This window comes from Gilliamella sp. B2785, assembly GCF_026537005.1.
Classification (GTDB): Bacteria; Pseudomonadota; Gammaproteobacteria; order Enterobacterales; family Orbaceae; genus Gilliamella; species Gilliamella apicola_E.
This window is the reverse complement of sequence record NZ_JAFNNC010000009.1, coordinates 58622-73874: the sequence shown is the minus strand read 5'-3', so window position 1 is coordinate 73874 and position 15253 is coordinate 58622. Positions and strand designations below refer to the sequence as shown.

Below are 15253 nucleotides of genomic sequence, written 5' to 3'. Positions count from 1 at the left end.
CAACGGACTTTTTGATTAACTAAATAGCTTAACAATAAATTCAGTGATTAACGATAAGGATGTGAAATCAGGATCAGCAAAGGTTACACCTTCAACACCTAAAAATTTAAAGAGAGGTAATGCGAGGGCTGGCAACACACATAAAAGTAAACCATTAACGAAAGAGGCAATAACCGCTCCTCTTGCTCCACCTGTTGAGTTACCAAATATTGCTGCTGTTCCACCAGTGATGAAGCTTGCCATAATTCCGGGAATGATAATAGGTAAACCAATAAAAGGGAAAACAACCACACAAGCTATTTCAGTAAAGAAACTCACAATAAAACCAACTAATACACAATTTGGTGCTTTATCAAATAACACCATTGGATCGACCGCCGGTACACAACCAGGTGCGACAACTTGGGCAAATCCTTTAAAAGCTGGGATGATTTCTTCAGTAAAAATAGCGACCCCTTTTTTGGCAATATAGAGTCCTCCGGCAAAAATAGCTGATTGTTCCAACGCAAAAATAATAAACGTATTGTTTTTGAGTATCTCTTTCAAATACTCAGCGGATGAAAAAGCACCGGATAAGCATAGTAAAACAAACATGGTAATAAAAGTCGCAACATCTGATTGCCTTAAAAAGCTAAAACGATCATTTATTTTAATCTTTTCGATATCATTTTTTTTATTTCCTAGCCATTTACCTAAATAGGAACCTAATAAGTATGAAACTGTACCAGCATGGGCAATACAATAATTATTATTCCCTATTATTGTACGGCTAAATTTAGAGAGTAAAGTTGGAAATATCGCCATATAAAGGCCAATAATCATTGCGCCAGTTGCAACAATGATATAGCCATTATAGCCCATACCTTGTAAAACTGCGGTAAATGAAAATGCCATGAATAGCACTAAATGCAATGATAAATAAATCGATTTAAAGCGGGTAAATCTTGCTAATAGTAGATTAATTATCATCGCAAAAAAGAGGATAAAGGCGGCACTAGTACCAAGTGATTCCATCGTCAATGCGGTAATGGCTTCATTACTTGGTACGACCCCATGCATTCCAAATGCATGAGTAAACATGTTACTGAACATAATTAACACGCCACCTAAGATTTTTCCACCCGTTTTAATTAACACAAAACCAATAAATGAAAGTAGGGTGCCAGTAATAATTTTAGAAAGTTTTGCTCTCTGTAGTACCAATCCTATGAACGCAACTAATGCAATAATGATAGCAGGCTGACCAAATATATTTAGAAAAAGATCCATGTTTTTGCTCCAAATTTAATAACAAAACCAAAGATCATTATAATTAAAACAGCGTTCCAAATTGTGTTTTGGATCACAAATTAACAAATGAAATATGCAAATAATCAATTGGTAGCAAATTATTGATCTTGATTATGGAACATTAATTAAACTTTTTAGTTGATGATTTTCTGGGTTGATTGACGTTTATTTGTAAAAATAATTGAGGAGTCTATACCATTTCATTAAGTTTTGAGTTCTATATTGAATTACTTAATTTACATTGAACGGATAAAAATCATTTTAGAGGCGAGCTTTTAAAGTCAAAACGATTAATGAGAGATCACGTTGTGGTAAAAAGAAAATTTAAAAAACAGCATAATGAACAAAAGCGTGATATCTTGCTTGCGCTTAGTCGGTATTGATTTCACGGAAATTAATGATAGATAATGCACTTTTTAGCGAAGATCAATGAACTATTCTGTAGTTCTTCAAGTAAATTTAATAAGACTATTTATTGCGTTAATTTTGAGTCAGAAATATAAGCGTTACCTGTTTTGTTTGTCGGTTTGACAGTTTCAATTGGTAACGCTCTAGTTTGTGAATTTTTTATTAGCTCAAATCTGAGCCACCAAATTATTATTGATGAGTAATATGACTTCCTTTTTCTTTTATAATATCTGATCCTTTTTCTACATTAATTTTAGTGTGACTAAACTCAACTGATGCGTTACGAATTTTAAAACCGTTTTCCGCTTCAATATTGATGTTTGAAAATCTAATATTATTGAATGGCTTTTCTGGTGTTCCAATAATAAAACCAGCGTAATTACTTTTACCTTTTACAGTAAGATTATTGAAGCTAATGTTATTGAAGTATGGGGTTTGTTTATGCTCTTTTGGTTGTTCAGTATCCGCAGGATAAATCTGATCGCCTAACATAAATCCACCAGCAAATTCACCTTCTTGCAACGCTTTAATTTTTGCATCTTTTGTTGTTGGGCCGCCTTTATAATAAGCTGACAAAACAATTGGCGTTTTTACATTGACCATTGTTGTATTGTTATACTCAATATCTTTAACTTCACCACCTTTGCCTCTTGGCGATTTGATTCGAATACCATACATCGCATCGGTAAAGGTATTATTTTCTGCCAGTAAATTGCTCACACCGCCATATGTTTCTGAACCAATAGATAATCCACGACCGAGCATAAAGTTATTATCTGCAATATAAAAATCATGGCTAAGGTTGTTTACAGTTGATTTAATGGCAACATGGTCATCACCCACACTTATTGTGTTTTTTGTAATACTGACTCTTCTACTATCCATTGGATCAATGGCATCCGTGTTTTGCCACCAAGCTGGAGCGGATATTGTTGTTTTATTAATTGTAATATCTTCCACATTTTTAAAAACAATATGAAAACTTGGCGAATTTTGTATTGTGACGCCTTCAACTAAAATATTGTTAGCGTTTTTAAATAAAAGTAGACGTGGGCGATTTGTTGGTCCCTTTTTTCCGGCTTGACGAGTCTCGGCGCGGTATTTTTCTAAAAGCGTTGAACCTTGTCCATCAATAATTCCTTCACCGGTGATAGCAATATTTTTTTCTTCTGCAATATTAATAAACCCAATCCATTGTTTTGTTAGTGGTAATGATTCAGCTGATGATGACCATTTTTTTTGTTCTTCTGAAGGATGATATGCACTTTCCTCTGCTGAAGCTTGTACTACCGCCCCTTTTTCTAAATGAAATTCAATATTACTTTTTAAAAATAGAGGTTCAGATAGGTAATAACCCGCAGGAACAATAATTTTACCACCGCCATTTTGCGCACAATCATTAATAGCGGTTTGAAATGCTTTTGTATCATACCAAATGCCTGTTGCTTCAGCGCCATAATCTCTGACATTACATTGTTTATTAGGAATATTAAGTTTGTCCAAAGTAACTGGAACAAATGGTGGTGAAGCTATCACAGCGAAACTAGCGGTAAGGGTGAGTAAACTAATAGATAATCCATTTTTTATAATTAAACGATACATGTTTTTTCCTTAATGAAGAATAAAAAAGATGAAGTATAAAAATGATTATCTAGGTTAATAGTCTAAGAATCTGTTAATAGAGTCACAAATTTAAAAAATAATTTATAAAAATTGAAATGACGTTTTAATTTACGTAAGTGTCGGCTTTTTTATGAGATCAATTAACTAATTGATTTGCCATTTCATCACTAATGACTAATACATCAATATAATTTGCATTTAATGCAGCGATTAAACTGTTAAGTTTTTCAGCGTCGCCACTTGCACATATTTTTAGAGGGATTTTTTTTAAATTTTCTAACGTCACGCCAATAATTTGATCATGGAATGGCGTTTGTAATTCTTTACCATTTTTGTCATAAAATCGCGATAAAATGTCGCCGACAATTTTTCTGTTAGTAATTTTTTGAAAAAGTTCACCATAAAAACCATACCAAATTGAGCTTTTGGATATAGCTGGACAACCAATACTAAATAAAGCAACTGTGATCTTATTCCACCAATCATTGAGTTCTTTCATGTGTTGAGTTTTTTCAATTTCAGTTTTTAAATTAGCGGTATCAACGATAGCGGGGTAATCAATTAATATTGCTTTACTTTTAAGTTTATCGGAAAGTTTACAAGCTATATTATTTACGTGGTATTTTGTTTCGATCTTGCCAGAGGGGCCACCAATCATTGGTACGATGGTAACATTTTCAAATGTAGCATTATCATTTTTTAAACTATTCACAATATAATTGATCGAGCGTCCCCAGGACACACCAATCACATCATTATCGGTAATATTTTTGAGTAAGACACTTGCTGCCACATTACAAACAATCTGATTTTTACTTTCATTGTCTATATCAGTGTTGACGGGTACAACAATGACTTGTTTTAAATGATATTTATTACAAATTTTTTCTTCTAACGCTATATCAGGTAACAGATTATAATTAATCGAAATTGAAACAATGCCTAGCTCGCGTATTGTTTTTAACATTCGACTAATGCTTGAGCGATGTATGTTAACTATTTTTGCTATTTCGGACTGTGTTTTATTTTCTTCATAATACAATTGAGCAATCTTAATTAACATCTTATGCTGTTCAAACTCGTCGTTGCTAAAATTTTGATTAATCATAGTAGCGTTATCTTATTATCTTTAGTTATTAAAAAACTCCATATTTTTATTCAAATCAAGATGTCACAAATAAATGTCATCTTGATTTGAATAAAGTATAAATCAAGAATCAATATCAGGAAAATAATTTAAAACATAATCTTCAGCTTCTTTTGACCAAATACCATTATTTTTAGAGAGTATTTTTTGTAAAGTAATATCATCCGCATTTTTATCTAATGATTCTATGCATTTAAGATCAAACTTTTTGTGGGTATAAACTAATTTTTTTCCACCTTTAATCTGATCCTGTATTTGAGTGACTTTACTTGCTTGGTCTATACCCATAATGTGAGTTACGATTTTTGCCACATCTACCGAACCTGATTCGATTAGTTTCACCGCTTCTCTCATATCATTAGTATTACCGCCTGAAGTGCCAACGATATGGGTAAAGTTATAATGAACATCGTAGAAGTTAATTTCAGCCGAAAAGTTTTTATCTTGGGGTCCAGCAAAAAAGTTAAGGCAACCGTCAATCGCTAATAGTTGAGAGGCGAGTTGAATTAACTCTTGAGAAGGTAAAAAAACAAAAACATCATCAAAACTTCCTGTGGTGGATTTATCTTTTAATAATTTCGCTTGATCATCGACATTAGAAATATCCACAAATTCTAATTCAATACCATTACGAGATTGATAAAGGTTTTTTAGATGTTCTATTTTCTCTTTGCTACGACCAGTTACGACAACCTTTTTAGGTGCGATGGGTCCCCCTAATGCATAATCTATTGCTAGCATACCCATAGGGCCCGTACCACCTAAAATAATCAGATTACCATTAGGCTTTATGCCCATAATATGTTCATAACTATTTGGCTTTAAATGAAAATTAGCATTGAATGCCCCAATGATACACGACAACGGTTCAATTAACGCACCTTCGAAATAAGTTTGTCCATCATAAGGAATCAAACAGTCTTGTTTTAGTACATCATGGTTAATTATCATGTAAGTTGCACAACCACCAGTATAAGGATAAGAATAACCTACGCAATATGGGCTATCAGAAAGTTGTAAATTGGCCTGAACAACATATTTTTGTCCTGGTTTGAATTTATGTTGCCATTTTTTTCCAACTTTTATAATTTCGCCGCAGCACTCGTGCCCAATAATAATGGGATTATTTTTTAAATCAGGTGGCGTTTTTTTATGATTTTCACCTTGATTGACTAATTTTAATGAAGACATACACATACTATCTACAATGACTGTAACTAGAATTTCATCATCAGTAATTTCAGGAAGTTCAAATGACTCCAATCGCAAATCATTTTTTCCATACAGTCTAACTGCTTGAGTTTTCATATATTCCTCTAATTCTCTAATTTGGTTAAATTTATTTAGGAAAAGGTTTAAAGCATTTTTATTTCAAGAAATCAAATTACTATTAATAAAGTTCTCGGTAATTGCTTTAAACCTTTTTATTCATTTTCAACGGTCAATTTTTTATTTCTTTAACGCTTTAACCTTTAGCAAGAATACCTAAACCATAGCCAATAATACCTACCGCAAATAATGCAAAGATTAAAATTATTGGACTGACTTTTTTCCTTAACAATTTCATCATCAAAAGTGTTAACGCTAATGGCAATAATCCTGGTACAAGGTCATTGAGAATGCCTTGTACTGTCATAATGACCTCTTCTCCATTCATGCCGGTCGTTTGGGATACAATAAGTGGGACATTTATGGAGGTCCATTTTGTGACTAAGACACCCATGATAAATAGGCCTAAAATTGTTGCGCCTTCTGTTAATTTTGGAAGAATATTACCTGAAAGATCTTTAACAATTCCGATTCCTTTAGATAATCCATACGTTAATCCATACCATTTCATGGCAAGTCGAATTAAGTTAAATAAGATAAAAAACAGTAATGGCCCAGCTATATTTCCGGTTAGTGCTAGTGATGCCCCAAGCGCTGCAGTTATTGGACGTAAGGTTCCCCATACTAATGGATCACCCACTCCCGCTAACGGTCCCATTAAACCAACTTTTAAACTGTTAATTGTGCCATCAGAGATATCAGCACCATTTGCTCTAGCTTCTTCCATTGCCATGGTAACGCCTATAACGGGTCCACACATTGCTGGAGTCGTATTGAAAAACGTTAGATGTCTTTTTAATGCTTCACGTTGCTCCTCTTTGGTTTTGTATACTCGTTTGATTGTAGGAATCATATCCACACAGAAAGCTAAGGCATGAATTCGTTCATAGTTGAAAGATGCTTGTTGAAAATTAGATCGAATAAATGTACTAACAATATCTTTCTTTTGAATGGTATTTAACATTTCTTTCATAATAGAATCCTTATTTATTAATCGTCTAACTCATCATCAGCAATGATTGAATTTGCCACAATACTTTTTTCGCTATTTTTAGTCGTGTTAAACTTTGAATTTAATTGGACATAAATGGTGGCAAAAATAACGCCTAAAATACCGAATGAGAGTAAACTGAAGTTTAAGTAACCTCCAAGAACAAAGCCTAAATAGAAGAAAGGTGCTAAATATTTAACCATCATCATGTTTAATACCATTGCATAACCAACTACCACAATAAATCCACCCGCAACAGCAAGACCACCAGTAACAATATCTGGCAACATGCTTAATAAGGTGTTAACGGTATTGGCATCAACATAAATGGCGACCAATGTTGCCGGTATTGCTACTCGTAAAGCTTGTACAAAAAGCGCGCTATAATGTAAAAGTTCTATTTTTTTGAATTGAACTTTTTCTGCGGCATTATCAGCTTCATGTTGGAAGACAACCGTGATTGTTCTTGCAAATACCGTTAGAACTTGACCCGCTGCTGCAACGGGGAGGGCGATTGCGATTCCAGTTTGAATATCTTGTTTACCTACTACAACTAATATCGCGGATATAACACTAGCCAGTGCTGAATCAGGTGATTGTGCCGCACCAATATTCATCCAGCCTAATGCAATCAATTCAAGCGTACCACCTAAAATGATACCTGTTTTTATATCACCTAATATTAAGCCTATGACGGTACAGGCAATTAATGGGCGATGAGTTTGAAACTCATCAAGCACACTTCCCATACCTGCTATACAAGAGAAGATGAATATTAATACAATTTGAAATAATGAAATTTCCATTTTTTGCCTCCTTGTTTATTCCTATTAATTAATAGGGAATTCTTGTTCAAGCAGCTTGATAAAATCGACGTTAGGATCGGTAATTACCACTTTTAAGCAAAGATCAACTCCCATCTCATGCATCTTTCTAAATGCCGATACATCGTTTTCATCCACTGACACCGCTTTAGTAATCTGCTTTTTACCTGCTTTGAAAGACATACCACCAATATTGATACTCTTAATTGGTACACCTTGTTCGATTAATCGCAGAATATCGGTTGGATTGGTAAAAAGATAAAACACGGTATCGTTTTCATATTTTGGGTTTTTATAAACCGCTGCCGCTTTTTCAATACTCACAACAGAAACTTTAATTCCAGGAGGTGCAGCTTGTTTAACTAATGTGGCTCGGATTTCGTCATTAGCAACTTCATCACTAACAACAATGATTCTTTCTGCTTTTGCTTCTTTGGTCCAAACTGTTGTGACTTGACCATGTATTAAACGGTCATCAATGCGTACTAAATTTATAATCATTTAAAGTTCCTCTTCTTCAGCGATATTTTTAGCTATTTTTTTGAAAGATTTGATGAAATCGGATTTCATGTCATTAAGTTGTTCAAAAGTTTCTTCAAGGCTAATTGAGGAGTAATCAAGATGTAATAACGCTAAACAAAGTGGTAAGGATAAACCACTGATGACTTCGATGTTTTCTGATTGCATTGCCAACATTGCTGCTGCGTTATAAGGGCTACCTGAAAAAATATCAGTAATAATGATGAATGGTTGCTCAGTTGATTGATTAATAATTTTTAGATATTTGTCTTTTAATGTCTCAATACCATCACCTAATTGAAAAGTGATAGCCCGTACATTTGGGTACTCCCCAGCTATCATTTCAATGCTATTTTTCATTTCCACGGCAATGTTTCCATGACCCGCTAATATAAAGTTCATCTCACACCTCTTTCACAAATTCTCTTGTTGCTTCACAAATGTTTAAATGAATTTATATGCACAAATGCTCAAAGTAAATCACTAATGTGCAAAAATGTGACGTAGATTTGATTTTCTTGCAAAATAAAAGAAATGGTTTTTTTCTTAACGAAAAAAGGAGTATTTTGTAAGGCTAAAAAAATAAGGGTGATAGAAATTAAATGATCATTTTTTCTTAACTTAAATGATCAATGGAATTCTGTAGGATTTGTGAAGTAAATGACTTTTTAAGATAGAACCCTCTTGGGCGAGTTAAAATAATCTCGCCATTTTCACCAATGGCTTCAGTTAAAGCTTTTCCATTGGCAGCTTTAGGTCTGATCTGTAAATAGGTGCCATACCGCGCGGTGATTTTTTCAACTTGACCAAGTGCTATCATATCCATTAATTCTTGCCAATCTTGTTTAAGTTGTTGCTCTTGTTCTAAAGTTGGTGTCCAAAGTATTGGTTTTCCAACTTTTCTTTCTGCAAGAGGTATACTTCTTTCCCCTTCAATCGGGATCCAAAGTACTTTGCTAAGCTTGTATTTAACATGGCTGGTTTCCCAAATCACACCGTGATTAGCCATTAAAGGAATAACACTAACAAAAGTAGTTTCTAATGGTTTACCTTCTTTATTGACTGGAATTGTTTTTAGTTCAATGCCTAAATTAGAAAAGTCTTGTTCTGCTTTACTGCCGGCATTCGCACCAAGATAAGTTTCAATCAGATTGCCTACCCATCCTTTTTGTTTATTAAGATTAGCAGGGATAGGAATATTGACATATTGAGCTATCTCAGCAAAGCTATAGCCAGCTGCCATTTCTGCTCGATTCAATAACTCTTGTTCATTAGAAGGATGAAAGTTTAGCATCTGTTTCGAATAAATTTAATAATATCCACAATCAATTATATTGGTTGTGGATATTAAAATAAATCATTATTAACTTAGCTGTTCAACCCATTTAGCATAACTTTCAATGATTGATGAAAGAAAAGACTTGGTTTTTTCGTTAATATTGCCACTTTCATCAAAAGCTGTACCAATATTACCGATATAAGCTTCCGGTTGTTGTAGGGTAGGCATATCAAGAAAAACTAAAGATTGTCGTAAATGATGATTTGCACCAAAGCCACCAATAGCGCCTTGTGATACAGAGACCACAGCAGCTGGTTTTTTAGACCAAACACTTTTACCATAAGGGCGTGATCCAACATCAAGTGCATTTTTTATGACAGCGGGTAATCCGCGATTGTATTCTGGTGTAACAAAAATCACACCATCACAATTGGCAATTTCTTGGCGAAAACGATTATAGGATTGTGGCGGTGTATCAGTATCAATATCTTCGTTATATAAAGGTAAATCACCGATTTGGATGATATTTAGTGAAAGTGATGATGGCGCAATTTGTTGAAAAACTTTGGCTACTTTTAAGTTATAGGAATCTTTACGTAAACTACCAACAAGTACTGCAATTTTTTTACTCATTTTTGGTTCCTCTTTAATTGAAAATAAGAGACACCATGAGTGTCTCTTATTTATGATAATTACAGAACTTCACAGAGCTTTAGTGTCCTGATGAGTCCATTCTACGACCTGTTTCAAATAGGAACCATGCGCGTCTTTCAGTTTGATCAATCCACTCTTCAATTAAACTAGCTGTTGCGGTATCGTTATATTTGTCACAGATATCATGTGCTACGCGCATACGTTCTGTAAGTTTGATGTTATCTTGACAAAGTTCAGCAAGCATATCTGATGGTTCAACAAAATCAGCATTGTTGTCTGAAATACTTTGTAATTTAGAAATATGACCAATTGAACGTAAAGTCGTTCCACCTAATTTACGTACACGTTCAGCAATTGGATCTGTCATTGCAAATAGTTCTTCACCATGGTCATCTAACATTAAATGATAATCACGGAAATGTGGACCGCTGACATGCCAGTGGAAGTTTTTTGTTTTTAAATATAGAGCAAACACATCTGCTAATACAGAGTTCATTGCGCCAGAAATATCTTTTGAAGCTTTTTGGCCTAAATCAGTTGGAAATAAAATTGCAGATTGCTGTAATCTTTTGGCAGAACTTACATTTTTTAAAACTTTTGGAGCTGTTGATGATTTCGAAGCCGTTGTGCTTTTTTTAGTAGTACTTTTAGCCATGTAATATTCTCCTATAGGTGAATTAAATGATTATTTAACAAACACCAAATTACGCCAACTCTTTATTAAAGTCCAATCAAAATGAGCTATTTTTAACTATTACTGCTATATCAACTATCTATGAATGATTAATTACCCTATTTTTTTCTATTGTTTAAAATATTTCTTTCAAAATAAAAGAAAATATTTCAAATTGTGATCCAGTTAAAGTTTTTTTGATTTCATAATTGTTAATATTTCTTTGCAATTTAAATCAATAGGAGAAAATATGATTGATACAATTTCATTTGGAGCCGAGTGGTTTATCGGTTTATTCCAAGAAGGCGGTAAAGTGTTAGTCGGGATGGTCACCTCGATTTTACCTTTATTAATTTCATTGTTAGTAGTTATGAATGCGGTCATTAAATTTATTGGACAAGATCGTATTGAACGTTTAGCTCAAGCTTGTGCGGGTAACCCTGTTTCACGTTATTTATTACTTCCTTTAATTGGTACATTTGTATTTTGTAATCCGATGACACTAAGCTTAGGTCGCTTTATGCCAGAGTTTTACAAACCTAGCTATTATGCAGCATCCTCTTATAGCTGCCACTCAATGAATGGTTTATTTCCACATGTAAATCCTGGCGAACTTTTTGTTTATTTAGGGGTTGCTGCTGGATTAACTACATTAAATTTACCATTAGGTCCATTAGCTGTTAGTTATTTCCTTGTCGGTTTAGTTACTAACTTCTTTAGAGGTTGGATTACTGACTTTTGTACAGCCATTTTTGAGAAAAAAATGGGAATTAAACTAGATAGAAAAGTTCATTTATAACAATTATCTATCACGATATAAGGAAAATAAAATGGCTAAATATATTCATATTGAAAAAGGTGAAGCAGGTTGGGGTGGTCCATTAGAGCTTCCAATCGTTGCTGGTAAAAAAATTGTTTACATTGCAGCTGGTACTAGACCAGCAATAGTCGATACTTTAGTTGAACTAACTGGTTGGGAAGCAATTGATGGTTTTAAAGAAGGTGAACCACCAAAAGACGAAATAGGCGTTGCTGTAATTGACTGTGGTGGTACTCTCCGTTGTGGTATTTATCCAAAAAATCGAATACCAACTATCAACATCCACGCAACTGGTAAATCAGGACCACTTGCACAATATATTGTCGAAGACATTTATGTTTCTGCTGTTAAGCCAAATAATATCAAACTAATTGAAAAAGAGGGTGATGTTGTAGGAGAAACAGCTCAAGCAAATACTAAAGCGTCAGAATTTAAAGATTATGACAGTAGTAAAAAAATCACTGAGCAAAGTGATGGCTTATTAGCCAAAATTGGTATCGGTATGGGGTCTGGTGTAGCAGTTTTTTTCCAAGCTGGCCGAGATACTATTGATACTGTTCTCAAAACGATTTTACCTTTCATGGCATTTGTTTCAGCCTTAATCGGGATCATTATTGCATCTGGATTAGGTGACTTCATTGCCCATGGATTAGTCCCTTTAGCAGATAATCCACTTGGTTTAGTGATATTAGCATTAATTTGTTCTTTCCCATTACTTTCACCGTTCTTAGGTCCTGGCGCGGTAATCGCGCAAGTTATCGGTACATTAGTTGGTGTACAAATTGGGTTAGGTAATATTCCACCTCATTTAGCACTACCAGCATTGTTTGCCATAAATGCTCAAGCTGCATGTGACTTTATCCCTGTCGGTTTATCACTAGCAGAAGCAAAACAAGATACTGTTCGTGTAGGTGTTCCTTCTGTTCTAGTAAGTCGATTTTTAACTGGTGCACCAACCGTATTAATCGCTTGGGCAGTGTCATTATTTATCTATCAATAGACATATTTAAGTATTTAGGGATGAACATCATCCCTCTTTAGCAAACAGTGAAATTTGAAAATTTCGCTTCAACTAAAAATTAAAGAAGGTTAACGATGTCGAATGTTATCTATCAATCAAAAATTAATCAAATTGGTGAGTTTGCCCCAGATGCATTGGCTGATGGCATGCTAATACTATTTAAAAATGGCGCACCATCAGACTTAGCTGATTACTGTTTTGTACATAGTCATGATGATTTAAAACAAGATCTACGAGTAGGGCAAGTATTTCAAATTGGCAAACATACTTTTCAAATTACCTCCGTTGGCGATGTTGCTAGCACCAATTTTCGTGAATTAGGGCATATCACATTAAGGTTTGACGGCAGTAGCCAAGCAGAATTACCGGGAACTATCCATGTAAAAGGTGACATTCCAAATCAACTTTTTGTGGGTGATGAAATTAAAATTTTAACTAATTAAGGAACAAAGAATGAAAAAAGTTGCAGTTGTTGTAGGTGGAGGACAAACTTTAGGTGAGTTTTTATGTAAAGGGATTGCTGATGCTGGTTATAATGTAGCTGTTGCTGATTTAAATATTGAAAATGCAAATAAAGTAGCAGATGCTATCAATCAGAAACATGGAGCCGGTACCGCAAAAGGCTTTGGTGTTGATGCAACAAATGAAGAGAGTGTGATTAAACTTGCACAAGATGTTGATAATACATTTAACCGAGCTGATTTAATGGTTTATAGTGCAGGTGTTGCTAAAGCAGCTCCTATTACAAACTTTGCTTTAAGCGATTTTCAATTATCAGTAAATGTTAATCTTACTGGTTACTTTTTGTGTGCTCGCGAGTTTGCTAAATTAATGCTCAAACATAAAACGGCTGGACGAATTATTCAAATAAATTCAAAATCTGGTAAAGTTGGTAGTAAACATAATTCTGGTTATAGTGCTGCTAAATTTGGTGGTGTTGGTTTAACTCAATCATTAGCACTTGATCTTGCAGATTATGGTATTACTGTCAATTCATTAATGTTAGGTAATTTATTAAAATCACCAATGTTCCAATCATTAATTCCTCAATACGCTAAAAAATTAGGTATTCCAGAAAACGAAGTTGAGCAAGTTTATATTGATAAGGTGCCACTTAAACGTGGTTGTGATTATCAAGATGTGCTTAATGTCTTATTATTTTATGCAAGTGATAAGGCTTCATATTGTACTGGACAATCAATTAATATTACTGGTGGCCAAGTAATGTTCTAATTAAAATAAAGTGCGAAAGTGTTTGTTATCACTTTCGCATTTTTATTTAGCCTAAATTATTAATGGAGATAGCCATGAACATGACGACAACTTTAATTATTTTTGCGCTTATGTCTTGGTGTGTCCAAATCATATTTAGTTGGTTGCAAATTCGCCGATTTAATCAAGCCTTTTTAGCGATGAAAAAAGGGCGATATTTGGGGGTTGGTCGTAGTCAAACTAAATGGTTTAAGCCAAGAGTCTTAATTGCTATCTCATTAGATGAAAACCAAAATGTAATTGATTCAGTAAAAATGAAGGGCATTACAGTATTTGCATTACCTAAGACTATTCCTCAATTACATGGACTTAATGCAAAAGAGATTATACCTGAAACGATTTACCCAAACGATCCTGCTTCGCGAAGTGCATTATCAGTTGCGTTAACCGCGAGCAATAAATAGTATTTAACTTTTATTTTGAAAAGTATTTTCTTTTATATTGAAGTATACTATCTTGCAAAGTAAATGATCTTATTTACTGTGAAAATAATGGAATCTTGGCATGAAAGTTAAACAAAGGCAAACCGCAATTTTAGAATATTTACAAAATCATGGACAGGTTAGTGTAGATGAATTAGTCGCACATTTTCGGACTACTGGAACCACTATAAGGAAAGATCTTACTCAACTTAATGAGAGTGGATTAGTTTTAAGGACTTATGGTGGAGCAATGCTAAATCGAGAAATCGGTGACAGAGCTATTGATCATAAAACCTACATTAATACTGCTGCTAAAAAAGCGATTGCTCAAGAAGCCGCTAAATTGATCCATGAAGGTGATTCAATTATTTTCGATGCAGGCAGTACTGTCGCACAGATGATTCCAATGTTAGCCCAGTTTAATAATTTAACTATTATGACCAATAGTTTACATATGGTTAATGAACTGGTAGCTAATGATAACGATCAAACCATTATTTTAACAGGTGGCACATTTCGCCGAAAATCAGCCTCCTTCCATAGTAATCATGCATCAGCAATTGCGGCCTTTGAATCTTATACTTTTGATAAATTATTTATGGGTGCTGATGGTGTTGATGTAGTTGGTGGTGTGACAACATTCAACGAAAGCTATCATGGTAGTGTGGCGATGAGTAAAGCCGCTGCAAAATTGATTTTACTCGTTGACTCAACTAAATTTGGGCGGCGTAGCCCAAATGTCGTTTGTGATATAGAATCAGTTGATACGATTATTACAGACAATAATTTAGATGATAAATATTACGACGCATTAATTCAAAAAGGTATTAAAGTTATAAAAGTAAAACCTTTAGATAAGTAAAAAGACATTAAAATATAAAAAAAGTTGAGGAACGGGGTTTTTGACGTTAATAATAGTGGTAATTTTATTAAAATTGGTTTGATATTAACGATCTATCTGAAACACTCGAATAATTTCTA

General features: G+C 34.0%; 17 protein-coding genes. 6 read left to right on the top strand and 11 right to left on the bottom strand.

Going from position 1 to position 15253, the window contains the following annotated elements:
- Positions 1-15: 15 nt before the first annotated feature.
- The 11 genes from J3U24_RS10575 to J3U24_RS10525 all read right to left on the bottom strand — a co-directional run bounded on the left by J3U24_RS10575 (position 16) and on the right by J3U24_RS10525 (position 10719).
- A complete protein-coding gene (locus tag J3U24_RS10575) occupies positions 16-1269 on the bottom strand; it encodes a PTS ascorbate transporter subunit IIC (RefSeq protein ID WP_267337713.1) in 1254 nt (417 codons plus the stop codon).
- 618 nt (positions 1270-1887) lie between these two features.
- A complete protein-coding gene (locus J3U24_RS10570) occupies positions 1888-3300 on the bottom strand; it encodes a glycoside hydrolase family 28 protein (RefSeq protein ID WP_267337712.1) in 1413 nt (470 codons plus the stop codon).
- 157 nt (positions 3301-3457) lie between these two features.
- Positions 3458-4429 carry a sugar-binding transcriptional regulator gene (locus tag J3U24_RS10565; RefSeq protein WP_065561987.1) on the bottom strand — a complete coding sequence of 324 codons (972 nt, stop codon included), beginning with the start codon at positions 4427-4429 and terminating at the stop codon, positions 3458-3460.
- Between the two features lie 102 nt (positions 4430-4531).
- Positions 4532-5776, bottom strand: coding sequence for a zinc-binding dehydrogenase (locus J3U24_RS10560; RefSeq protein ID WP_267337711.1), 1245 nt, complete (start codon positions 5774-5776; stop codon positions 4532-4534).
- Between the two features lie 157 nt (positions 5777-5933).
- The gene (locus tag J3U24_RS10555; RefSeq protein ID WP_065561989.1) at positions 5934-6770 is read right to left on the bottom strand and encodes a mannose/fructose/sorbose PTS transporter subunit IID; all 837 of its coding nucleotides are present in this window, start codon (positions 6768-6770) and stop codon (positions 5934-5936) included.
- A gap of 17 nt (positions 6771-6787) precedes the next feature.
- Complete coding sequence (locus J3U24_RS10550) at positions 6788-7594, bottom strand: PTS mannose/fructose/sorbose transporter subunit IIC (protein WP_065561990.1); 807 nt, start codon at positions 7592-7594, stop codon at positions 6788-6790.
- A gap of 24 nt (positions 7595-7618) precedes the next feature.
- The gene (locus J3U24_RS10545) at positions 7619-8113 is read right to left on the bottom strand and encodes a PTS system mannose/fructose/N-acetylgalactosamine-transporter subunit IIB (RefSeq protein ID WP_065561991.1); all 495 of its coding nucleotides are present in this window, start codon (positions 8111-8113) and stop codon (positions 7619-7621) included.
- Entirely contained in the window at positions 8114-8533 is a 420-nt protein-coding gene (locus J3U24_RS10540; protein WP_065561992.1) for a PTS sugar transporter subunit IIA, read from the bottom strand.
- 214 nt (positions 8534-8747) lie between these two features.
- On the bottom strand, positions 8748-9425 hold the full coding sequence (gene mutH / locus J3U24_RS10535; protein ID WP_267337710.1) for a DNA mismatch repair endonuclease MutH: 678 nt from the start codon (positions 9423-9425) through the stop codon (positions 8748-8750).
- A gap of 69 nt (positions 9426-9494) precedes the next feature.
- A complete protein-coding gene (locus J3U24_RS10530) occupies positions 9495-10043 on the bottom strand; it encodes an NADPH-dependent FMN reductase (RefSeq protein ID WP_065735025.1) in 549 nt (182 codons plus the stop codon).
- Positions 10044-10122: 79 nt separating this feature from the next.
- Positions 10123-10719 (bottom strand): Dps family protein, encoded by a 597-nt coding sequence (locus J3U24_RS10525; protein WP_081299444.1) that lies wholly within the window; start codon positions 10717-10719, stop codon positions 10123-10125.
- Positions 10720-10987: 268 nt separating this feature from the next.
- Between J3U24_RS10525 and srlA the strand changes: the two genes are divergently transcribed.
- From srlA to srlR, 6 genes are all read left to right on the top strand, one after another.
- On the top strand, positions 10988-11536 hold the full coding sequence (gene srlA, locus J3U24_RS10520) for a glucitol/sorbitol-specific PTS transporter subunit IIC (protein WP_065561995.1): 549 nt from the start codon (positions 10988-10990) through the stop codon (positions 11534-11536).
- A 31-nt stretch (positions 11537-11567) separates the two neighbouring features.
- A complete protein-coding gene (locus J3U24_RS10515; protein ID WP_065561996.1) occupies positions 11568-12557 on the top strand; it encodes a PTS glucitol/sorbitol transporter subunit IIB in 990 nt (329 codons plus the stop codon).
- Positions 12558-12652: 95 nt separating this feature from the next.
- Entirely contained in the window at positions 12653-13021 is a 369-nt protein-coding gene (locus J3U24_RS10510) for a PTS glucitol/sorbitol transporter subunit IIA (RefSeq protein ID WP_267337709.1), read from the top strand.
- Positions 13022-13031: 10 nt separating this feature from the next.
- Positions 13032-13811 carry a sorbitol-6-phosphate dehydrogenase gene (gene srlD, locus J3U24_RS10505; RefSeq protein ID WP_065561998.1) on the top strand — a complete coding sequence of 260 codons (780 nt, stop codon included), beginning with the start codon at positions 13032-13034 and terminating at the stop codon, positions 13809-13811.
- Positions 13812-13885: 74 nt separating this feature from the next.
- A complete protein-coding gene (locus tag J3U24_RS10500; RefSeq protein ID WP_267346999.1) occupies positions 13886-14254 on the top strand; it encodes a transcriptional regulator GutM in 369 nt (122 codons plus the stop codon).
- Positions 14255-14354: 100 nt separating this feature from the next.
- The gene (gene srlR, locus J3U24_RS10495; protein WP_065562000.1) at positions 14355-15134 is read left to right on the top strand and encodes a glucitol operon DNA-binding transcriptional repressor SrlR; all 780 of its coding nucleotides are present in this window, start codon (positions 14355-14357) and stop codon (positions 15132-15134) included.
- Positions 15135-15253: the final 119 nt, after the last annotated feature.